The organism is Streptomyces rishiriensis (assembly GCF_003112535.1).
In the GTDB taxonomy this organism is placed as follows: Bacteria; Actinomycetota; Actinomycetes; order Streptomycetales; family Streptomycetaceae; genus Streptomyces; species Streptomyces rishiriensis.
On sequence record NZ_BEWA01000003.1, the window covers coordinates 96,459 to 118,679 of the forward strand.

General features: G+C 71.1%; 18 protein-coding genes. 17 read left to right on the forward strand and 1 reads right to left on the reverse strand.

Annotation, left to right across the window (positions count from 1 at the left end; genetic code table 11):
* The first annotated feature begins 3 nt into the window (after window positions 1-3).
* The 12 genes from Sri02f_RS05285 to Sri02f_RS05345 all read left to right on the forward strand — a co-directional run bounded on the left by Sri02f_RS05285 (window position 4) and on the right by Sri02f_RS05345 (window position 12,679).
* The gene (locus tag Sri02f_RS05285; RefSeq protein WP_108999901.1) at window positions 4-1,434 is read left to right on the forward strand and encodes a UDP-N-acetylmuramoyl-tripeptide--D-alanyl-D-alanine ligase; all 1,431 of its coding nucleotides are present in this window, start codon (window positions 4-6) and stop codon (window positions 1,432-1,434) included.
* Entirely contained in the window at window positions 1,431-2,504 is a 1,074-nt protein-coding gene (mraY, locus tag Sri02f_RS05290) for a phospho-N-acetylmuramoyl-pentapeptide-transferase (RefSeq protein ID WP_069772583.1), read from the forward strand. Before Sri02f_RS05285 ends, mraY begins: the two co-directional genes overlap by 4 nt.
* Entirely contained in the window at window positions 2,486-3,913 is a 1,428-nt protein-coding gene (gene murD / locus Sri02f_RS05295) for a UDP-N-acetylmuramoyl-L-alanine--D-glutamate ligase (RefSeq protein ID WP_108999902.1), read from the forward strand. Before mraY ends, murD begins: the two co-directional genes overlap by 19 nt.
* A gap of 90 nt (window positions 3,914-4,003) precedes the next feature.
* A complete protein-coding gene (gene ftsW, locus Sri02f_RS05300) occupies window positions 4,004-5,371 on the forward strand; it encodes a putative lipid II flippase FtsW (RefSeq protein WP_108999903.1) in 1,368 nt (455 codons plus the stop codon).
* Between the two features lie 6 nt (window positions 5,372-5,377).
* Window positions 5,378-6,475 (forward strand): undecaprenyldiphospho-muramoylpentapeptide beta-N-acetylglucosaminyltransferase, encoded by a 1,098-nt coding sequence (gene murG / locus Sri02f_RS05305; protein WP_069772586.1) that lies wholly within the window; start codon window positions 5,378-5,380, stop codon window positions 6,473-6,475.
* A 26-nt stretch (window positions 6,476-6,501) separates the two neighbouring features.
* Window positions 6,502-7,296, forward strand: a complete 795-nt coding sequence (locus tag Sri02f_RS05310; RefSeq protein WP_108999904.1) for a cell division protein FtsQ/DivIB — start codon at window positions 6,502-6,504, stop codon at window positions 7,294-7,296.
* A gap of 277 nt (window positions 7,297-7,573) precedes the next feature.
* The gene (ftsZ, locus tag Sri02f_RS05320; protein WP_108999905.1) at window positions 7,574-8,770 is read left to right on the forward strand and encodes a cell division protein FtsZ; all 1,197 of its coding nucleotides are present in this window, start codon (window positions 7,574-7,576) and stop codon (window positions 8,768-8,770) included.
* Entirely contained in the window at window positions 8,767-9,495 is a 729-nt protein-coding gene (pgeF, locus tag Sri02f_RS05325) for a peptidoglycan editing factor PgeF (RefSeq protein WP_108999906.1), read from the forward strand. Before ftsZ ends, pgeF begins: the two co-directional genes overlap by 4 nt.
* Before the next feature lie 5 nt (window positions 9,496-9,500).
* Window positions 9,501-10,220, forward strand: a complete 720-nt coding sequence (locus tag Sri02f_RS05330) for a YggS family pyridoxal phosphate-dependent enzyme (RefSeq protein WP_109000194.1) — start codon at window positions 9,501-9,503, stop codon at window positions 10,218-10,220.
* Between the two features lie 128 nt (window positions 10,221-10,348).
* Window positions 10,349-10,990 (forward strand): cell division protein SepF, encoded by a 642-nt coding sequence (locus Sri02f_RS05335; RefSeq protein ID WP_108999907.1) that lies wholly within the window; start codon window positions 10,349-10,351, stop codon window positions 10,988-10,990.
* A gap of 62 nt (window positions 10,991-11,052) precedes the next feature.
* On the forward strand, window positions 11,053-11,337 hold the full coding sequence (locus tag Sri02f_RS05340) for a YggT family protein (protein ID WP_020129925.1): 285 nt from the start codon (window positions 11,053-11,055) through the stop codon (window positions 11,335-11,337).
* 52 nt (window positions 11,338-11,389) lie between these two features.
* On the forward strand, window positions 11,390-12,679 hold the full coding sequence (locus Sri02f_RS05345) for a DivIVA domain-containing protein (RefSeq protein WP_108999908.1): 1,290 nt from the start codon (window positions 11,390-11,392) through the stop codon (window positions 12,677-12,679).
* A 614-nt stretch (window positions 12,680-13,293) separates the two neighbouring features.
* Here the strand turns inward: Sri02f_RS05345 and ileS are convergent.
* On the reverse strand, window positions 13,294-16,437 hold the full coding sequence (ileS, locus tag Sri02f_RS05350; protein ID WP_108999909.1) for an isoleucine--tRNA ligase: 3,144 nt from the start codon (window positions 16,435-16,437) through the stop codon (window positions 13,294-13,296).
* 605 nt (window positions 16,438-17,042) lie between these two features.
* On the opposite strand from ileS, the gene Sri02f_RS05355 reads away from it, so the two are divergent.
* The 5 genes from Sri02f_RS05355 (at window position 17,043) to Sri02f_RS05375 (ending at window position 21,861) form a co-directional block, all read left to right on the forward strand.
* A complete protein-coding gene (locus tag Sri02f_RS05355) occupies window positions 17,043-18,059 on the forward strand; it encodes a TraR/DksA family transcriptional regulator (RefSeq protein ID WP_174855587.1) in 1,017 nt (338 codons plus the stop codon).
* Between the two features lie 67 nt (window positions 18,060-18,126).
* Window positions 18,127-18,723 carry a signal peptidase II gene (lspA, locus tag Sri02f_RS05360; RefSeq protein WP_108999911.1) on the forward strand — a complete coding sequence of 199 codons (597 nt, stop codon included), beginning with the start codon at window positions 18,127-18,129 and terminating at the stop codon, window positions 18,721-18,723.
* Between the two features lie 74 nt (window positions 18,724-18,797).
* Window positions 18,798-19,742, forward strand: a complete 945-nt coding sequence (locus Sri02f_RS05365) for an RluA family pseudouridine synthase (protein WP_108999912.1) — start codon at window positions 18,798-18,800, stop codon at window positions 19,740-19,742.
* The gene (locus tag Sri02f_RS05370) at window positions 19,739-20,209 is read left to right on the forward strand and encodes a GNAT family N-acetyltransferase (RefSeq protein ID WP_108999913.1); all 471 of its coding nucleotides are present in this window, start codon (window positions 19,739-19,741) and stop codon (window positions 20,207-20,209) included. Before Sri02f_RS05365 ends, Sri02f_RS05370 begins: the two co-directional genes overlap by 4 nt.
* 65 nt (window positions 20,210-20,274) lie before the next feature.
* Entirely contained in the window at window positions 20,275-21,861 is a 1,587-nt protein-coding gene (locus Sri02f_RS05375; RefSeq protein ID WP_108999914.1) for a Na+/H+ antiporter, read from the forward strand.
* Window positions 21,862-22,221: the final 360 nt, after the last annotated feature.

Genomic DNA, 22,221 nt, shown 5'->3' on the forward strand with positions numbered 1-22,221 from the left:
CTTGTGATCGCCCTCTCCCTCGCCGAGATCGCAGCAGTCGTCGGCGGGCAGACGCACGACATACCGGATCCGTCCGTGCGGGTCACCGGACCGGTCGTCCGGGACTCCCGCGAGGTGGAGCCCGGCAGCCTCTTCGTCGCCTTCGTCGGCGAACGCGTGGACGGCCACGACTACGCGGCCCAGGTCGTCGAGGCGGGTGCGGCGGCCGTGCTGGCCTCACGGCCCGTCGGCGTCCCCGCGATCGTCGTGGACGACGTCCAGGCGGCGCTGGGCGCCCTCGCCCGGCACGTCGTGCACGCCCTCGGCGCGACCCTCGTCGCGCTCACCGGCTCGGCCGGCAAGACCAGCACCAAGGACCTCGTCGCGCAGGTGCTCCGGCGCAAGGCGCCGACCGTGTTCACGCCCGGCTCGCTCAACAACGAGATCGGGCTGCCGCTGACGGCGCTGTCGGCCACCGAGGAGACCCGGTTCCTCGTCCTGGAGATGGGGGCCCGCGGGATCGGGCACATCCGCTACCTCACCGGTCTGACGCCCCCGCGGATCGGCCTCGTGCTGAACGTCGGCACCGCCCACATCGGCGAGTTCGGCGGCCGCGAACAGATCGCACAGGCAAAGGGCGAGTTGGTCGAGGCCCTTCCGCCGGCGAGCGAGGGCGGCATCGCGATCCTCAACGCCGACGACCCCGCGGTCCGCGCCATGGCCTCCCGTACACAGGCGAAGGTGGTCCTTTTCGGAGAGTCCGGCGAAGCGGACGTTCGGGCCGAGAACGTGCGACTCACGGACAGCGGACAGCCCGCCTTCAGCCTTCGCACACCCTCCGGGTGCAGCGATGTGACCATGCGCCTGTACGGTGAGCATCACGTGTCGAACGCGCTCGCCGCGGCCGCCGTCGCCCATGAGCTGGGCATGTCCGCGGAAGAGATCGCCACCGCGCTCTCCGAGGCGGGCTCCCTCTCCCGCTGGCGGATGGAGGTCACCGAGCGCCCGGACGGCGTGACGATCGTCAACGACGCCTACAACGCGAACCCCGAGTCCATGCGAGCCGCCCTGCGCGCGCTCGCCGCAATGGGCAAAGCCTCACAGGCGAGGGGGGGCCGGACCTGGGCGGTGCTCGGCAAGATGGCCGAGCTCGGGGACGAGGCGCTCGCCGAGCACGACGCGGTCGGACGGCTCGCCGTCCGGCTCAATGTCGGCAAGCTCGTCGCGGTCGGGGGCAGGGAAGCCGCCTGGCTGCAACTGGGCGCATATAACGAGGGTTCGTGGGGTGAGGAGTCGGTGCACGTGTCCGACGCACAGGCGGCTGTCGACCTGTTGCGCAGCGAGTTGCGCCCGGGGGACGTCGTGCTCGTGAAGGCGTCCCGTTCGGTCGGTCTCGAGAGCGTCGCGCAGGCGCTGCTCGCGACCGGCTCCGAGGGTGAGGTCGCCGCCCGATGATGAATCAGATCCTGTTCGCGGGTGTGATCGGCCTCTTCCTGACGCTGGTCGGCACGCCGCTGCTGATCAAGCTGCTGGCGCGCAAGGGCTACGGTCAGTACATCCGCGACGACGGCCCGCGCGAGCACGCCAGCAAACGCGGCACGCCGACCATGGGCGGCATCGCCTTCATCTTCGCGACGGTCGCCGCGTACTTCCTGTCCAAGGTGATCACCGGCAAGCCGCCGACCTACTCCGGTCTGCTGGTGCTGGGTCTGATGTGCGGCATGGGCCTGGTCGGCTTCCTCGACGACTACATCAAGATCGTCAAGCGTCGTTCGCTGGGTCTGCGGGCCAAGGCGAAGATGGCCGGCCAGCTGATCGTCGGCATCGCCTTCGCCGTTCTGTCGCTGCAGTTCTCCGACAACCGGGGCAACACGCCCGCCTCCACCAAGCTGTCGTTCATCACGGACTTCGGCTGGACGATCGGCCCCGTGCTGTTCGTGGTCTGGGCGCTGTTCATGATCCTGGCGATGTCCAACGGCGTGAACCTGACCGACGGTCTGGACGGCCTCGCCACCGGGGCCTCCGTCCTGGTCTTCGGCGCCTACACATTCATCGGCGTCTGGCAGTTCCAGGAGTCCTGCGCCAACGGCGAGACCCTGACCAACCCCAGCGCCTGCTACGAGGTGCGCGATCCGCTGGACCTCGCGGTCATCGCCTCCGCGCTGATGGGCGCCTGCCTCGGCTTCCTGTGGTGGAACACGTCCCCGGCCAAGATCTTCATGGGCGACACCGGTTCGCTGGCGCTCGGCGGCGTGCTCGCCGGTCTCGCGATCTGCTCCCGCACCGAGCTGCTGATCGCCCTCCTCGGCGGCCTGTTCGTGCTGATCACCATGTCGGTGGTCATCCAGGTCGGTTCCTTCAAGCTCACCGGCAAGCGCGTCTTCCGCATGGCGCCACTGCAGCACCACTTCGAACTCAAAGGCTGGTCCGAGGTCCTGGTCGTGGTCCGCTTCTGGATCATCCAGGGCATCTGTGTGATCGTCGGACTGGGTCTCTTCTACGCGGGATGGGCAGCGGACAAGTGACCGACTGGCAGGGGAAGAACGTCACCGTCGCCGGACTCGGCGTCTCCGGCGTCCCGGCGGCCAAGGTGCTGCACGGGCTCGGCGCACACGTCACCGTCGTCAACGACGGCGACGACGCCCGCGCGCGGGAGCAGGCCGCCGAACTGGAGGCGCTGGGCGTGACCGTGCGCCTCGGCGACGGGGACACCCTGCCCGACGGCGCCGAACTCGTCGTCACCGCGCCCGGCTGGAAGCCGGACAAGCCGCTGTTCACGGCGGCGCGGGAGGCCGGCGTGCCGGTCTGGGGCGACGTCGAACTCGCCTGGCGGCTCAGGGGGCTGGACGGCAGGCCGGCCGCCCCCTGGCTCTGCGTCACCGGCACCAACGGCAAGACGACCACCACCCGGATGCTGGCCTCGATCCTGGAGGCCGCCGGCCTGCGCACGGCCGCCGTCGGCAACATCGGCGTCTCGCTGCTGGACACGGTGGTCGGGGACCAGGAGTACGACGTCCTCGCCGTCGAACTCTCCAGCTACCAGCTGCACTGGGCGCCCTCGCTGCGCGCCCACTCCGCCGCCGTCCTCAACCTCGCCCCCGACCACCTCGACTGGCACGGCTCCATGGAGGCGTACGCCAGGGACAAAGGGCGCGTCTACCAGGGCAACCAGATCGCCTGTGTCTACAACGTGGCCGACAAGGCCACCGAGGACCTGGTGCGCGAGGCGGACGTCGAGGAGGGCTGCCGGGCCGTGGGCTTCACCCTCGGCGCTCCCGCCCCGTCGCAACTCGGCGTGGTGGACGGCATCCTGATCGACCGCGCCTTCGTCGAGAACCGGCACAAGAACGCCCAGGAGCTCGCCGAGGTCTCGGACGTCAACCCGCCGGCCCCGCACAACATCGCCAACGCCCTTGCCGCGGCGGCCCTCGCGCGCGCCTTCGGGGTGCCTGCCAGGGCCGTCCGGGACGGTCTGCGGGCCTTCACCCCGGACGCCCACCGCATCGCCCACGTGGCGGACGTGGACGGCGTCGCCTACGTCGACGACTCCAAGGCCACCAACACGCACGCGGCGCAAGCCTCGTTGGCGGCCTACCCGTCGATCGTCTGGATCGCGGGCGGACTCGCCAAGGGCGCGACCTTCGACGAGCTCGTGGCCGAGTCGGCCGCGCGCCTTCGCGCCGTGGTGCTCATCGGCGCCGACCGCGCCCTGATCCGTGAAGCCCTGGCGCGACACGCCCCGGAAGTACCCGTCGTCGACCTCGACCGGACCGACACTGGGGCGATGCTCGCGGCTGTCCGGGAGGCCCGGCGCCTGGCCGTCGCAGGCGACACGGTGCTCCTCGCCCCGGCCTGCGCCTCCATGGACATGTTCGTCAACTACAACCAGCGCGGTGACGCGTTCGCACAGGCCGTCCGCGAACTCGGCGCCTGACCCGGCCGCCTGCCGGGCGACCTTGGGAGGGACGCGTGGGACCGTCACGGCCGACGTACAGCGGACGACTCAGCGGGTACGGAGCGGAAGATGCCCGGTAGCCGTACCGGGCGTCGTCCGCCCGTGCAGCGGACCGTCCGCCGACCCCCGGCCCTCTCCCGGGCGGGCCGGGACAACCTGGTACGACGGTTCCACACGCGTGCCAGGAAGGCCTGGGACCGCCCGCTGACGGCCTACTACCTGATCTTCGGCGGCAGTCTGCTGATCACCGTGCTGGGCCTCGTGATGGTCTACTCGGCCTCCCAGATCACCGCGCTGCAGATGTCGTTGCCGGGTTCGTTCTTCTTCCGCAAACAGTTCCTGGCCGCCTCCATCGGCGCCGTGCTGCTGTTCGTCGCGTCGCGGATGCCGGTGAAGCTGCACCGCGGGCTCGCCTATCCGATCCTCGCGGTCGCCGTCTTCCTCATGGCCCTGGTGCAGGTGCCGGGGATAGGGATGTCGGTCAACGGCAACCAGAACTGGATCTCGCTCGGCGGCTCCTTCCAGATCCAGCCCAGCGAGTTCGGCAAGCTCGCGCTGGTGCTGTGGAGCGCCGATCTGCTCGCCCGCAAACAGGAGAGGAACCTGCTCGCGCAGTGGAAGCACATGCTGGTGCCGCTGGTGCCGGTCGCGTTCATGCTGCTCGGGCTGATCATGCTGGGCGGCGACATGGGCACGGCGATCATCCTGACGGCGATCCTGTTCGGCCTGCTGTGGCTGGCGGGGGCGCCCACCCGGCTCTTCGTCGGGGTCCTGTCGATCGCCGCCACCCTCGGCGTGATCCTCATCAAGACCAGCCCGAACCGCATGGCCCGCCTGCAGTGCATCGGCGCCACCGACCCCGGCCCGGGCGACGCCTGCTGGCAGGCCGTGCACGGGATCTACGCCCTGGCCTCCGGCGGGATCTTGGGCTCCGGCCTCGGCGCGAGTGTGGAGAAATGGGGGCAACTCCCCGAAGCGCACACCGACTTCATCTTCGCCGTCACCGGCGAGGAACTGGGCCTCGCGGGGACGCTGTCGGTGCTCGCCCTGTTCGCGGCTCTAGGCTATGCGGGTATCCGCGTGGCCGGACGCACGGAGGACCCCTTCGTGAGGTACGCCGCGGGAGGTGTGACCACCTGGATCACCGCTCAAGCGGTGATCAACATCGGTGCGGTGCTCGGCCTGCTGCCGATCGCCGGCGTCCCCCTCCCGCTGTTCTCCTACGGGGGCTCCGCCCTGCTGCCGACCATGTTCGCCATCGGGCTGCTGATCGCCTTCGCACGCGACGAGCCCGCTGCGCGGGCGGCGCTTGCGATGCGGCATCCCCGCTTTGGTAGAAAGCGGGGGTCGGGGGGCTCGGCGTTCGACCGGAGTCCCCGGAGATGGAACACGATGCGACGGCGTGCCTCGGCGGCGCGCCCGTCCGGAGAGCGGTGAATTTCGGTGCATGTCGTACTCGCTGGTGGGGGGACCGCCGGCCACATCGAGCCCGCGCTCGCCCTCGCGGACGCCCTGCGCAGGCAGGACCCCGGTGTGGGGATCACGGCCCTGGGCACGGAGCGCGGCCTGGAGACCACGCTCGTTCCGCAGCGGGGCTACGAGCTCGCGCTGATCCCCGCCGTGCCGCTGCCGCGCAAGCCCACCCCTGAGCTGATCACCGTTCCGGGCCGGCTGCGCGGCACGATCAAGGCCGCCGAGCAGATCCTGGAGCGCACCAAGGCGGACGCCGTCGTCGGCTTCGGCGGTTACGTGGCCCTGCCCGGCTACCTGGCCGCCAAGCGCCTCGGTGTGCCGATCGTCGTCCACGAGGCCAACGCCCGCCCCGGCCTGGCCAACAAGATCGGTTCGCGCTACGCGGCCCGGGTCGCCGTCTCCACGCCCGACAGCAAGCTGCGCGACGCCCGCTACATCGGCATCCCGCTGCGCCGCTCCATCGCCACCCTGGACCGCGCCGCGGCCCGCCCCGAGGCCCGGCACATGTTCGGCCTCGACCCCAACCTGCCGACCCTGCTGGTCTCCGGCGGCTCCCAGGGCGCCCGCCGCCTGAACGAGGTCGTCCAGCAGGTCGCGCCCTGGCTGCAGCAGGCCGGCATCCAGATCCTGCACGCGGTCGGGCCGAAGAACGAACTGCCGCATGTGCAGCAGATGCCGGGGATGCCCCCGTACATCCCGGTACCGTACGTCGAGCGGATGGACCTCGCGTACGCCGCCGCCGACATGATGCTGTGCCGGGCGGGCGCGATGACCGTCGCCGAGCTCTCCGCCGTCGGACTTCCGGCCGCCTACGTTCCGCTGCCCATCGGCAACGGCGAACAGCGGCTGAACGCCCAGCCGGTGGTCAAGGCGGGCGGCGGACTGCTGGTCGACGACGCGGAACTGACCCCCGAGTGGGTCCGGGAGACCGTCCTTCCCGTCCTCGCCGACCCGCACCGGCTGTACGAGATGTCCCGCGCGGCCAGCGAGTTCGGCCGCCGCGACGCCGACGACCTGCTCGTCGGCCTGGTGTACGAGGCGATCGCCGCCTCTCGTGCACACCGTTAGGCACGTCTGACGAAAGGGCAGGGAGCGTGGCCGGATCAGACACCGCCGAGCGCGGTGCACGCCAGCAGGAGTCGTCCGGCCCGCCCCTCGTCCGGCGGCCGGGACCGCGTCGGCTTCGTACGATCATCATCCTGGCGTGCGCCGTCGTGCTCCTGGGCGCCGGCGCCGTCTGGGTGTTGTACGGCTCGCAGTGGCTGCGGGTGCGCAGCGTCGCCGTCTCGGGAACCGCGGTGCTGACGCCGCAGCAGGTGCGCGAGGCCGCCGACGTACCCGTCGGGGCGCCGTTGGTCTCCGTCGACACCGACGCGATCGAGGCGCGGCTGCGCAGGGAACTGCACCGGATCGACTCGGTGGACGTGGTCCGTTCCTGGCCGCACGGGATCGATCTGAAAGTGACCGAACGCACTCCGGTTCTGCTGGTGCGCAAAGGATCGAAGTTCGTGGAAGTGGACCACGAAGGCGTCCGTTTCGCCACGGTTTCCCAAGCTCCCGGCGGGGTGCCGCTTCTCGAGACGGCCGTGTCCTCCTCGCGTTCGGCCGCCGCGAGTCTGCGCCGGTTCGGCGAGGAGCGACTGGTGCGGGAGGCGGTCGCGGCCGCCGGCTCCCTTCCGGCCGCCGTCGCCCGGGAGACCCGGCTCGTCAAGGTCCGCTCCTACGACGACATCTCGCTGGAGCTGGGACACGGCCGCACGGTCGCCTGGGGGAGCGCCGAGCAGGGCGCCGCGAAGGGCCGCGCACTGACCGCTCTGATGAAAGCGGCACCGACCGCCCGGCACTTCGACGTGAGCGCTCCCACCGCCCCCGCGTCATCGGGGAGTTGACGCACATTCGCGCAGGCCAGCACCCTGGTTGGGCAGCGACACGGCTGATCACATAGGGTGAAAAGAAAAACGGGAGGTTCGGCGTGTTCGTTGAACGGGCGCCACTTGTCGACTTAGTGTCCTGTTCAGAAGACTTCAAGGAACGGACACACTGGTAACCCTAAACTTCAGCGTTAGGGTTCGGGTCGGCGAAACGGACCGTCCCATTCGGCATCAGTCGTCGCATCGCATCACCTGCGAGACGACGACACGTAACTCGAGGCGAGAGGCCTTCGACGTGGCAGCACCGCAGAACTACCTCGCAGTCATCAAAGTCATCGGTGTCGGCGGCGGTGGTGTCAATGCCATCAACCGGATGATCGAGGTCGGTCTCAAGGGCGTCGAGTTCATCGCCATCAACACCGACGCGCAGGCGCTGTTGATGAGCGACGCCGACGTCAAGCTCGACGTCGGCCGCGAACTCACCCGCGGACTCGGCGCCGGCGCCAACCCGGCCGTCGGCCGCAAGGCGGCCGAGGATCACCGCGAGGAGATCGAGGAGGTCCTCAAGGGGGCCGACATGGTCTTCGTGACGGCCGGCGAGGGCGGCGGCACCGGCACCGGCGGCGCGCCCGTCGTGGCCAACATCGCACGCAACCTCGGCGCCCTCACCATCGGCGTGGTCACCCGCCCCTTCACCTTCGAGGGCCGGCGCCGCGCCAACCAGGCCGAGGACGGCATCGCCGAACTCCGCGAAGAGGTCGACACCCTCATCGTCATCCCCAACGACCGCCTGCTGTCCATCTCGGACCGCCAGGTCTCGGTCCTGGACGCCTTCAAGTCGGCCGACCAGGTCCTGCTCTCCGGCGTCCAGGGCATCACCGACCTGATCACCACCCCGGGCCTGATCAACCTCGACTTCGCCGACGTGAAGTCGGTCATGTCCGAGGCCGGTTCGGCCCTCATGGGCATCGGCTCGGCCCGTGGGGACGACCGTGCGGTGGCCGCCGCCGAGATGGCGATCTCCTCGCCGCTCCTCGAGGCCTCCATCGACGGCGCCCGGGGCGTCCTGCTCTCCATCTCCGGCGGCTCCGACCTCGGCCTGTTCGAGATCAACGAGGCCGCCCAGCTGGTCAGCGAGGCCGCCCACCCCGAGGCCAACATCATCTTCGGCGCGGTCATCGACGACGCGCTCGGCGACGAGGTCCGGGTCACCGTGATCGCGGCCGGCTTCGACGGGGGCCAGCCCCCGGCCCGCCGGGAGACCGTCATGGGGTCGTCCTCGTCCTCGGCCCGCCGGGAGGAGCCCACTCCGGTACGGCAGCCCGAGAGCCGTCCGTCGTTCGGCTCGCTCGGCAGCGTCACACCGAAGGAGGAGCCGGAGCCGGCCCCCGAGCCGGTGGCCGACCTCTCGGTCTCCCCGCCGGTGCCGCCGTCGCGGACCTACACGGACAGCGCGGCCGAGGAACTGGACGTGCCGGACTTCCTGAAGTGATAGGACAGCGCGAGAGCGTGAGCGGCGCGCACTTCGCCTTCACCGACCGGTGGGGCGGGGTGAGCGCCGCTCCGTATGAGCAGCTCAACCTCGGCGGAGCGGTCGGTGACGATCCCGACGCCGTGCACGACAACCGTGGGCTGGCCGCCGAGTCGCTCGGTCTGGAACCGGGCCGGGTCGTCTGGATGAACCAGGTGCACGGCAACGAGGTGGCCGAGGTCGCCGGTCCGTGGACCGACCCGCACATCCCCGCGGTCGACGCCCTGGTGACCGCGACCTCCGGGCTCGCTCTCGCCGTGCTGACGGCGGACTGCGTCCCGGTGCTGCTCGCCGACCCGGTGGCCCGGGTGGTCGCCGCCGCCCACGCGGGTAGGCCCGGCATGGTCGCCGGGATCGTGCCCGCCGCGGTCGACGCCATGAAGAAGCTCGGCGCCGACCCCGCCCGGATCGTGGCCCGCACCGGGCCCGCCGTGTGCGGCCGGTGCTACGAGGTGCCGGAGCCGATGCGCGCCGAGGTGGCCGCCGTCGAGGCGGCGGCGCACGCCCAGACGAGCTGGGGCACTCCCGCGGTCGACGTGACCGCCGGCGTGCATGCGCAGCTCGACCGGCTCGGGGTGCACGACCGGGCGGCCTCGCCCGTGTGCACTCGGGAGTCGGACGATCACTTCTCGTACCGCCGCGATCGCACCACGGGGCGACTCGCGGGATATGTCTGGCTGGACTGATGCACATGACGCACCGTGAGGACGAACTCGCCGCGAATCTGGCGACAGTTCGCGAGCGCATCGCCGCCGCGTGCTCTGCGGCCGGGCGCCCCCGGGAGGACGTGACCCTGATCGTGGTCACCAAGACCTACCCGGCGAGCGATGTGCGGATCCTGTCGGAGCTCGGCGTACGGCACGTCGCCGAGAACAAGGACCAGGACGCGGCGCCCAAGGCGGCCGAGTGCTCCGACCTGCCGCTCAGCTGGCACTTTGTGGGCCAGTTGCAGACCAACAAGGTCCGATCCGTGGTGGGTTACGCGGACGTGGTGCAGTCCGTGGACCGCGCCAGGCTGGTGACGGCCCTGTCGAAGGAGGCCCTACGGGCCGGCCGTGAGGTGGGCTGCCTCATCCAGGTCGCCCTGGACGCCGGGTCGAGCGAGCGCGGCGAGCGCGGCGGCGTCGCCCCGGGCGGCGTCCGGGAGTTGGCCGACCTGATCGCCGGCTCGCCGGGGCTGCGGATCGACGGACTGATGACCGTCGCACCTCTGACCGGGGAGTACGCGGGGCGGCAACGGGCGGCGTTCGGGCGGTTGATGGATTTGTCGACTGACCTGCGCCGAGCCCATCCGGCTGCGAACATGGTGTCGGCAGGGATGAGTGCGGACCTCGAGGAGGCCGTGGCAGCCGGAGCGACACATGTACGCGTAGGTACCGCGGTACTCGGAGTCCGCTCCCGGCTCGGGTAACGTCGCCAGGAAGTCGGACCACAGCAGAAAATATGGTCATTACCGCCGAAAGGCGGACACAAGGGCCACGTGGATCGCGGGACTTGGCAGTCGGAAGTCGATCCACCACAGAGCGGAGGACTCAGAGAATGGCCGGCGCGATGCGCAAGATGGCGGTCTACCTCGGCCTCGTGGAGGACGATGGGTACGACGGCCGGGGATTCGACCCCGACGACGACTTCGAACCCGAGCTCGACCCGGAACCAGAGCGGGATCACCGGCGACACGAGCCGTCCCACCAGTCACACGGTACGCATCAGTCCCAAAGGGACGAAGAGGTGCGAATCGTGCAGCCGCCCGCGCCGCGTGAGCCGGTGGCCCGATCCGCTTCGCTCCCCGCGGAATCCGGACGTCCGGCGCGTATCGCGCCCGTGGCATCCATCACACAAGAACGTCAGTCCCTGGAGAAGAACGCACCGGTGATCATGCCCAAGGTCGTGTCGGAACGAGAGCCGTACCGGATCACCACACTTCACCCCCGGACCTACAACGAGGCCCGTACCATCGGGGAACACTTCCGTGAGGGCACCCCGGTGATCATGAATCTGACCGAGATGGATGACACGGACGCGAAGCGACTTGTCGACTTTGCGGCCGGTTTGGTGTTTGGTCTTCACGGCAGCATCGAGCGGGTGACGCAGAAGGTGTTCCTGTTGTCGCCTGCTAACGTCGATGTCACGGCGGAGGACAAGGCCCGCATCGCAGAGGGCGGGTTCTTCAACCAGAGCTGAGACGCAAGACCGGAACAAGCAGTACAGAGCAGTGCAGAGCAGGGGAGAGGGAAGCACCGAACATGAGCGTGGTCCTGGATGTCGTCTACATCGCGCTGATGGTGTTCCTCATCGTGCTCATCTTCCGGTTGGTCATGGACTACGTCTTCCAGTTCGCCCGCTCATGGCAGCCCGGCAAGGCGATGGTGGTCGTTCTGGAGGCCACTTACACTGTCACCGATCCACCGCTCAAGCTTCTGCGGCGGGTCATCCCGCCGTTGCGTCTCGGGGGCGTGGCGCTCGACCTGTCCTTCTTCGTACTGATGATCATCGTCTACATCCTGATCTCGATCGTGAGCCGGCTGTGAGCGATGTGAACTACCGTCTTGCCGATGCCGACGACTACGTTGAGGTGAAGAGATGCCGTTGACCCCCGAGGACGTGCGGAACAAGCAGTTCACGACCGTCCGCCTCCGAGAAGGCTATGACGAGGACGAGGTCGATGCCTTCCTCGATGAGGTCGAAGCCGAACTGACGCGCCTGCTCCGCGAGAACGAGGACCTGCGCGCCAAGCTGGCCGCGGCCACGCGCGCTGCTGCCCAGAACCAGCAGAACATGCGCAAGCCCCCCGAGCAGGACCAGCAGCAGGGCGGCATGCCCCAGCAGGGTGGTATGCAGCAGCAGGGTGGCATGCAGCAGGGTGGCATGCAGCAGGGCGGTATGCAGCAAGGCGGTATGCAGCAAGGCGGAATGCCTCAGCAGGGGATGCCTCCGCAGGGCATGGGGCAGCAGGGCATGCGAGGTCCCGGCGCTCCGGTGCCCGCCGGCATATCTGGCCCGCCGCAGCAGCAGATGGGCGGCCCCATGGGAGGCCCGCCCCAGCTGCCGAGCGGTGCGCCGCAGCTGCCCGCCGGTCCCGGCGGACAGGGTGGCCCGCAGGGTCCCGGCCCGATGGGCCAGGGTCCGATGGGCCAGGGCCCCATGGGTCAGGGTCCGATGGGCCAGGGCCCCATGGGCCAGGGCATGGGCGGCCAGTCCCCCATGCAGCAGCAGATGGGTGGTCCGATGGGCGGCCCCATGGGCGGTCCGATGGGCGGCCCCGGTCAGGGTCCGGGTGGCGACAGCGCCGCGCGTGTCCTCTCGCTGGCTCAGCAGACCGCCGACCAGGCGATCGCCGAGGCGCGTTCCGAGGCCAACAAGATCGTCGGAGAGGCGCGTTCGCGTGCCGAGGGTCTCGAGCGCGACGCCCGTGCCAAGGCCGACGCCCTGGAGCGGGACGCGCAGGAGAAGCACCGCGTCGCGATGGGCTCCCTGGAGTCCGCCCGCGCCACGCTGGAGCGCAAGGTCGAGGACCTGCGCGGCTTCGAGCGCGAGTACCGCACGCGCCTGAAGTCGTACCTCGAGTCCCAGCTGCGTCAGCTGGAGACCCAGGCCGACGACTCCCTCGCGCCGCCGCGCACCCCGGCCACGGCCTCCCTGCCGCCGTCCCCGGCGCCCTCGATGGCTCCGGCCGGCGCCAGCGCCCCGTCCTACGGCAGCAACCCGGGCATGGGTGCTCCCAGCCCGGCCGCTCCGTCCTACGGCGGTCAGCAGCAGATGTCCCCGGCGATGACTCAGCCGATGGCTCCGGTACGTCCGCAGGGTCCCTCCCCGATGGGCCAGGCTCCCTCGCCGATGCGCGGTTTTCTCATCGACGAGGACGACAACTGACGGCCAGTAGTACGCCTTAGGCGTCGGCAGCGTTCAAAGGGCGGGACCCCGGATCATCATCCGGGGTCCCGCCCTTTTTACGCGCGTTGCGACCGAGTACGGCCGGCCTGCGTGCCAAGGGGGGTGCAAACGGGAGCAGCTGTGGGAGGCCGGGCAGGCCGATGCGGAGACGCTGCGGGCACGGCAGCGGGTGGCGGCGGGGCCCGGCGGCATCCGGCCTGTGCGGGTCTCCCGGTCCTGCCGGACGGTATGTCGGCGGGGCGGGGCAGGGCGGGCGCGGAGCCGGAGCCGTGGTACGCCCGGCTCCCGGAAGGAGGCGGCGGGCGCCGGGGTCCGGACCGGCTGAGGTGCGGCGCCGGCCGTGCGCGTGCGCCGAGGGCAGGACCGGGCCGGCATCGAGGGGGCGTCGCCGCAGCGGGCTCCGGCCGCGCGGTCGTCCGGGCGATGTCCGGTGCGACGCGGGATGCCCCCGTCGCCCGCCACCCGCCGCCCGCCGCCGGCGTGAGGGTGCCCTTCGACGCGGACCCGTCCTGCACCGTCTGCGCCGTGACCGTTCCGCCGGAACGGGCGCGGGGCCCGGCTCCCTGAGGATCCGGGCCCCGCGTCGTACGGCGTTACGCCTTGCGCAGGCGGAACGTCAGCGTCAGGGCCTCGTCCGTGAACGCGGCGCCGTAGGAGCCGTCCGCCTCGCCCTGGGCGAAGTCCGTGGCGAGGACCTCGTCGGCGATGAGACCGGCGTGCCCGGACAGGGCGTCGACGGTCGCCCGGTCGCTCGCGCTCCAGCGCAGCGCGATGCGGTCGGCGACGTCCAGGCCGCTGTTCTTGCGGGCCTCCTGGATCAGGCGGATCGCGTCGCGGGCCAGGCCCGCACGGCGCAGCTCCTCGGTGATCTCCAGGTCGAGGGCGACCGTGGCGCCGGAGTCGGAGGCGACCGACCAGCCCTCGCGCGGGGTCTCGGTGATGATCACCTCGTCGGGGGCCAGGGCGACCGTCTCGCCGTCGACGTCCACCGACGCCGTGCCCTCGCGCAGGGCGAGGGAGAGCGCGGCCGCGTCGGCGTTCGCGACGGCCTTGGCCACGTCCTGGACGCGCTTGCCGAACCGCTTGCCCAGGGCGCGGAAGTTGGCCTTGGCGGTCGTGTCGACCAGTGACCCGCCCACCTCGGAGAGCGAGGCCAGCGACTCGACGTTCAACTCCTCCGTGATCTGCGCGTGCAGCTCGGGGGAGAGGGCGTCGAAACCGGCGGCGGCGACCAGCGCGCGGCGCAGCGGCTGGCGGGTCTTCACGCCGGACTCCGCGCGCGTGGCGCGGCCCAGCTCCACCAGGCGGCGGACCAGGACCATCTGCTTCGACAGCTCCGGGTCGATCGCCGAGAGGTCCGCCTCGGGCCAGGAGGACAGGTGCACCGACTCCGGGGCGCCGGGGGTGACCGGCGCGATCAGGTCCTGCCAGACCCGCTCGGTGATGAACGGGGTCAGCGGCGCCATCAGCTTGGTGACCGTCTCGACGACCTCGTGCAGGGTGCGCAGCGCCGCCTTGTCGCCCTGCCAGAAGCGGCGGCGCGAGCGGCGGACGTACCAGTTGGACAGGTCGTCGACGAACGCGGAGAGCAGCTTGCCGGCGCGCTGGGTGTCGTAGGCCTCCAGCGCCTGGGTCACCTGGTCGGTGAGGGCGTGGAGCTCGGACAGCAACCAGCGGTCGAGCAGCGGGCGGTCGGCCGGGGCCGGGTCGGCCCCGCTGGGCGCCCAGCCGGCCGTACGGGCGTACAGGGCCTGGAAGGCGACCGTGTTCCAGTACGTCAGGAGCGTCTTGCGGACGACCTCCTGGATGGTGCCGTGGCCCACCCGGCGGGCCGCCCACGGGGAGCCGCCGGCCGCCATGAACCAGCGGACCGCGTCGGCGCCGTGCTGGTCCATCAACGGGATGGGCTGCAGGATGTTGCCGAGGTGCTTGGACATCTTGCGGCCGTCCTCGGCGAGGATGTGACCGAGGCAGACGACGTTCTCGTACGAGGACTTGTCGAAGACCAGCGTGCCGACCGCCATCAGCGTGTAGAACCAGCCGCGCGTCTGGTCGATGGCCTCGGAGATGAACTGGGCCGGGTAGCGGGACTCGAAGAGGTCCTTGTTCTTGTACGGGTAGCCCCACTGCGCGAACGGCATCGAACCCGAGTCGTACCAGGCGTCGATGACCTCCGGCACGCGCGTGGCCGTCTCGCCGCAGCCGTCGTGCGGACAGGCGAAGGTGACGGCGTCGATGAACGGGCGGTGCGGGTCCAGCTCCGACTGGTCCGTGCCGGTGAGCTCGGTGAGCTCCGCGCGCGAGCCGACGACGGTGAGGTGGTCGTCCTCGCAGCGCCAGATGGGCAGCGGGGTGCCCCAGTAGCGGCTGCGCGACAGGGCCCAGTCGATGTTGTTGTTCAGCCAGTCGCCGAAACGGCCGTGCTTGACGGTGTCGGGGAACCAGTTGGTCTTCTCGTTCTCCTGCAGCAGGCGGTCCTTGACGGCCGTCGTGCGGATGTACCAGGAGGGCTGCGCGTAGTACAGGAGCGCGGTGTGGCAGCGCCAGCAGTGGGGGTAGCTGTGCTCGTAGGGGATGTGCTTGAACAGCAGGCCGCGCTGCTGGAGGTCCTCGGTGAGCTGTTCGTCCGCCTTCTTGAAGAAGACGCCGCCGACCATCGGGACGGACTCCTCGAAGGTGCCGTCCGGGCGGACCGGGTTCACCACGGGCAGACCGTAGGAGCGGCAGACCTTGAGGTCGTCCTCGCCGAAGGCGGGGGACTGGTGGACCAGACCGGTGCCGTCCTCGGTGGTGACGTACTCGGCGTTGACGACATAGTGCGCCTCGGCCGGGAACTCCACGAGCTCGAACGGACGTTGATAGGTCCAGCGCTCCATTTCGGCGCCGGTGAAGGTCTGGCCGGTGGTCTCCCAGCCCTCGCCGAGCGCCTTGGCGAGCAGCGGCTCGGCGACGACGAGCTTCTCCTCGCCGTCGGTGGCGACGACGTAGGTGACCTCCGGGTGCGCGGCCACGGCCGTGTTGGACACCAGGGTCCACGGGGTCGTCGTCCACACCAGGAGCGCTGCCTGGCCTGCCAGCGGACCGGAGGTGAGCGGGAAACGGACGTACACGGACGGGTCGACGACCGTCTCGTAGCCCTGGGCCAGTTCGTGGTCGGACAGGCCGGTGCCGCAGCGGGGGCACCAGGGGGCGACGCGGTGGTCCTGGACCAGCAGGCCCTTGTTGAAGATCTCCTTCAGCGACCACCAGACCGACTCGATGTACTCGGGGTCCATCGTGACGTAGGCGTCGTCGAGGTCGACCCAGTAGCCCATGCGGGTCGTGAGGTCGGAGAAGGCGTCGGTGTGCCGGAGCACGGACTCGCGGCACCGGGCGTTGAAGTCGGCGATGCCGTACGCCTCGATGTCCTTCTTGCCGCTGAAGCCGAGCTCCTTCTCGACCGCCAGCTCCACCGGGAGGCCGTGGCAGTCCCAGCCGGCCTTGCGGGCCACGTGGTAGCCGCGCATGGTGCGGAAGCGGGGGAAGACGTCCTTGAAGACGCGCGCCTCGATGTGGTGGGCGCCCGGCATGCCGTTCGCGGTGGGCGGGCCCTCGTAGAACACCCACTCGGGGCGGCCCTGGGACTGCTCCAGGCTCTTGGCGAAGATCTTCTGCTCGCGCCAGAAGTCGAGCACCGCGTGCTCGAGGGCGGGCAGGTCGACCTGGGCGGGCACCTGGCGGTACTGCGGCGTTGTCATCTGCGAGCTTCCTCCGGCGGACGTGCTGCCTTCCGTCGGAGGGACGAGAGCCTTCTTGCCTGTCTACGCCGTGTGCGGCGCGCTCCCGCGGTACCACCCTCCTTGGCCCTCCGGGGCGTGCTGCGCTCCGGTGAGCCCCCTCATTGGGGTCGCGATGCCGGGTCTACCAACCCCTGCGGGGTCTTCTTCCGGCGGCTCCGGGGTGATCTTCACGTCGCGCTCGCCCCCGGGCTTCCACCGTCCCCGGGTCGCTCTGGGCTGCGTACGCCGCTACTCGTCCCCATCCACGCTTCTCGCTGCGCCCAGTGTACGGCTCGACGACGACAGCGGCCGACCGGTTTACGGGGGCGGCGGGCGCGGTGGGCGCGTGCGTCCCAGATGCCCCGAATGGTGGCTGAATGTGGAGGTGCACGTGTTCGGATCGCGGGACGTCCGGCTCGGCGGATTACCCGGCGGGGAGCTGGGCACAACGCAGGCAGGCTTGCCGCGTGGCGTGCGCGAGGCGGGCGAATCGGGCGGTGTGCCCCGTTGCCGCGGGCTCCAAGTCGATTTATCGTCCCAGCACGATTCGCGTGCAAGATCACATATGTGAAGGGGCCGCGGCCATGGTGGCGAAGAAGACGGCCGTTCAGCAGTCGGCGTCCGGAAGGGACACGGGCGCCTCCGGCGCGGCCGGGGATCTGAAGGCCGGGCGGGCCGTGAAGACGGTGCGGTCGGCCGCCGCGGAGGGGACCGGGAAGACGACGGCCGGGAAGACGACGGCCGGGAAGGCGACGGCCGGGAAGGCGGCCGCCGCGAAGAAGTCCACGGCGAAGAAGACCGCCGCGGCGGGGACCGCCCAGGAGGGGGCCGCCGGGAAGAAGGCGGTCGCCGACCGGGCTCTCGCCAAGAAGGCCGTCGCCAAGAAGGCCGTCGCCGGGAAGACGGCCGTCAGGAAGGCGACTGCGAAGAAGGCGGTCCCCGGGAAGGCGGTCCCCGGGAAGGCGGTCCCCGGGAAGGCGGTCCCCGGGAAGGCCGCCGCCAAGAAGGCGGCGGCCAAGAAGGTCGCCGGTGCCAAGGGCGTGGCCGCGACCAGTGCGGGCAGGAAGAACACGGCCAAGAAGGTGGGCGCGGCCTCGGCCGCGGAGCAGACGGGAGCCACGACTGTGGTTGCGAAGAAGACTCCGGGTACGGCCATGGCGGCGAAGACCGCCGTCCCCAAGGCACGCCTCGCCGCGGCGGAGCCGGGCGAGCTCGCGGTGCGCCCGGGCGAGGAGCCCTGGACGCCCGAGGAGGTGGAGGAGGCGCGCGCGGAGCTGCAGTCCGAGATGGAGCGGCTGCGCGCGGAACTCGCCTCGTCCGAGGCGGCCCTGGTGGGCCTGATGCGCGACTCGGGGGACGGCGCCGGCGACGACCAGGCCGACACCGGCACCAAGAACATCACGCGCGAGCACGAACTGGCGCTGGCCGCCAACGCGCGCGAGATGCTGATCCAGACCGAGCACGCCCTGGAACGGCTGGACGCCGGCACCTACGGCCTGTGCGAGAACTGCGGGAACGCCATCGGCAAGGCCCGGATGCAGGCATTCCCGCGGGCCACGCTGTGCGTCGAGTGCAAGCAGAAGCAGGAGCGCCGGTACTGATCACCTGACGGCCGGGGGGTGTGCCGTACCCTCGTCCTCAGTCAGGCACCTAGGTTGAGGGACTCACGTGGCAGAGGCGGAGCGCGTCATCGGTACGCCGGACCCCCCAGAGACGGGATCCGAGCCGGAGCAGTCGTCCGGCCCGGCCGGGCACGAGAGCACCGGGACGCGGCCCAGGGGCAAGCGCCGCATCGCCGTGCTCTTCGTCGTGTCCGCGTTCGCTTACGCGCTCGACCTGGTGAGCAAGATGCTCGTGGTCGCCAAACTGGAGCATCATGCGCCGATCGAGATCGTCGGGGACTGGCTCCGGTTCGAGGCCATCCGCAACGCCGGCGCGGCCTTCGGCTTCGGCGAGGCCTTCACCGTGATCTTCACGGTGATCGCCGCGGCCGTGATCGTGGTGATCGCCCGGCTCGCCCGCAAGCTCTACAGCCTGCCCTGGGCGATCGCCCTGGGCCTGCTGCTGGGCGGTGCGCTGGGCAACCTCACCGACCGGATCTTCCGCACTCCGGGGGTCTTCGAGGGCGCGGTCGTGGACTTCATCGCGCCGAAGCACTTCGCGGTCTTCAACCTCGCCGACTCGGCGATCGTGTGCGGCGGCATCCTGATCGTGCTGCTCTCCTTCCGGGGGCTGGACCCGGACGGGACCGTCCACAAGGACTGAGATCCGACCGGGATCCGGGGCGATCGTCCACAGGCCCGTACGGCGGTGTCGCGCCCGTCCGGCATACTCGACGGGTGAGCACGATTCCCGAGATCCGTACCCTGCCCGTGCCGGACGGCCTGGAGGGCGAGCGCGTCGACGCCGCCATCTCCCGCATGTTCGGCTTCTCCCGTACGAAGGCCGCCGAGCTGGCCGCGGCGGGGAAGGTCACGGTCGACGGCTCGGTGGTCGGCAAGTCGGAGCGGGTCAGCGGCGGCGCCTGGCTGGAGGTCGAGATGCCGCAGGCCCCGGCGCCGGTGCAGATCGTCGCCGAGCCGGTCGAGGGCATGGAGATCGTCCATGACGACGACGACGTGGTCGTCATCGTCAAGCCGGTCGGCGTGGCCGCGCATCCCTCGCCCGGCTGGAGCGGGCCGACGGTGATCGGCGGGCTGGCCGCGGCCGGCTACCGGATCTCCACCTCCGGCGCGGCCGAGCGGCAGGGCATCGTGCACCGGCTCGACGTCGGCACGTCCGGTCTGATGGTCGTGGCCAAGTCGGAGCGGGCGTACACGTCGCTGAAGCGCCAGTTCAAGGAGCGCACGGTCGACAAGCGGTACCACACGCTCGTCCAGGGCCACCCCGACCCGACCAGCGGCACCATCGACGCCCCCATCGGCCGCCACCCCCAGCACGACTACAAGTGGGCGGTCACCGCCGAGGGCAAGCCGTCCGTCACGCACTACGACCTGATCGAGGCCTTCCGCGCGGCCTCCCTGCTGGACGTGAAGCTGGAGACGGGCCGCACGCACCAGATCCGCGTGCACATGGCAGCCCACCGCCACCCCTGCGTCGGCGACCTGACGTACGGCGCCGACCCCACCCTCGCCAAGCGGCTGGGCCTGACCCGGCAGTGGCTGCACGCCGTGCGGCTGGGCTTCGAGCACCCCGGCGACGGGCAGTGGGCCGAGTTCGCCAGCGACTACCCCGAGGACCTGGCCAAGGCACTCGACCAGGTCCGCGAGGAAACCTACGGATGAGCGGCTCGCGGGCGTACGAGGTGCGCGTCGCCGAGGACCTCGCCGACCGGGAGGCCTGCTTCGCCGTCCGCAAGGAGGTCTTCGTCGGCGAGCAGGGCGTGCCCGAGGACCTGGAGTACGACGAGCACGACGCCCACGCCGTGCACGTGCTGGCGGTCGGCGAGGACGGGCGGCCGCTCGGCGCCGGGCGGCTGCTGCACGGCGAGGCGGCCGCGGCCAGGACGGGCGATCCGTCGGTGGGCTCGCTGGGGCGGCTCGCCGTGACCCGCGAGGCGCGCGGTCTGGGCGTCGGCGCCGCCCTGGTGCGGGCCATCGAGGACGCGGCAAGCGCACGGGGTCTCACTGCGGTGGACCTGCACGCACAGACGCAGGCGCTGGGATTCTACGAACGGCTGGGGTACACGCCCTACGGTCCGGAGGACCTGGAGGCGGGCATTCCGCACCGGTCCATGCGGCGTTCGCTGTAGCGGACGGCGGGCGTGCGACGCTGGGGATCCGGATGTTCTTGATCGTCTAGACCCGGAGCGCGACCGTGGACCAGTTGGCCCTGTTGTTCGTCCTGCTGCTCGGGGCCGTGGTGAGCGTCCCGGTGGGGGACCGGTTCGGGTTGCCCGCGCCGGTGCTGATGACCCTGCTCGGCATCGTCCTCGCGGTGCTCGACTTCGTCCCCAACGTGGACGTCCCGCCCGACCTGATCCTGCCCCTCCTGCTGCCGCCGCTGCTGTACGCGGCGGTGCGGCGGACCTCGTGGCGGCAGTTCGCGGCGAACGTGCGGCCGATCTTCCTGCTCGCCGTGGCGCTGGTCTTCGTCACGACGATCTGCGTGGCCGCCGTGGCCCACACGATCGTGCCGGGTCTGCCGGTCGCCGCCGCCGTCGCGCTGGGGGCGCTCGTCGCGCCGCCCGACCCCGTGGCGGCGACCGCCGTGGCGGGGCAGCTCGGCCTGCCCCGCCGGCTGGTGTCCATCCTGGAGGGCGAGGGGCTGTTCAACGACGTCACGGCCATCGTGCTCTACCACGTGGCGATCGCGGCTGCCGTGAGCGGGTCGTTCTCGCCGTGGCGGGCCGGTCTCGACCTGGTCCTGTCCGCCGTGGTGGCGGTGGCCGTGGGCGTCGGGCTCGGGTGGGGCGCGAACCGGCTGCTGGACGTCCTCGGGGACACCACGCTGCAGATCGGCCTGACGCTGCTGGTGCCGTACGCCTCGTACGTCCTGGCGGAGGAGTTCCACGGGTCCGGGGTGCTGGCCGTGCTGACCACCGCGCTGTTCCTCGCCGAGTACGCCACCGACCCCGACGACGTGCTGACCCGGCTGGCCGGCCACACCTTCTGGGACATCATCGACACCCTCGTCACGGGCGTCGCGTTCGGACTGATCGGTCTGGAACTGCACAACGCGCTCCGCACGGCTTCCGGACGGTGGGAGGAGATGCTCGGGTGGGCGGGCGTGATCGTGGCGGTGGTCGTCGTTGTACGGCTGCTGTGGCTGATGCCCGCGACCTGGCTGACGCAACGGCTGCACGCCAGGAAGGACCACCTGGAGGACATCCCGACGAACTGGCGGGAGACCGTCGTCATGTGGTGGTCCGGGATGCGCGGGGTGGCCTCGGTGGCGTTGGCGCTGGCCGTCCCGCTGAAGACCGACGACGGGGGACCCTTCCCCGACCGGGACGAGATCGTCTTCATCGCGTTCGGCGTGATCATGGCGACGCTGGTGCTGCAGGGGCTCACCCTGCCGTGGCTGGTGAAGCGGCTCGGCGTGCAGTCGGACACCGACCGGGAGAAGGCGTTCGAGAAGGAGCTGGCGGTGCGGGCCGCGAAGGCGGCGAAGCAGCGGCTGCGCGAGATCGAGTCCGAGGAGGACCTCTCGGAGGAGCTCTCCGAGCAGATGCTGCGGCGCGCCTTCGACATCGGGCTGCGGATCAGCCCGGACGTCGGGGAGGACGAGCGGCGCGAGGGGCACGACCAGCGGGTGCGCCGCCTCAAGCGGGTGCGGCGGATCCAGAACGAGATGCTGAGCGCGGCGCGGCACGAGGTGGTGGCGGCGCGCAGCGAGGCGGGCGCCGACCCCGAGATCGTGGACCGGGTGCTGCGCCACCTGGACGTGCGCAGCCTGCGCTGAGGCGCTGAGCCGCTGTGCTGCCGAGGTGGACGGGCGGGCAGGCGGACGGGCCCGTGGCCTGGGCCCGCGGGGCGCGCCGCCCACGGGGTCGCCCCCCCGGGTATGCCGAGGCCACCGGGTTCTCCGGGGCGGCGATCGGGTCGGCGCGGCCTTCGCCCGGCCGGGTCGGTCGGGCCGGCCCGCGCGCCGGACGTCGCCGCCACACCGTCGCCGCCACATCGCACCGGCGCGCCTCCCCGGCCGCCGGACACGTCACCCCTCGAAGGTCGTCCCCGTCGCCCCCGTCCCCCCCGTCGCCCTCGTCGTCCCCGTCGCGCCCGTCGTCCAGGTCAACGGGGGTGCGGATCGGGGCGGGCGGCG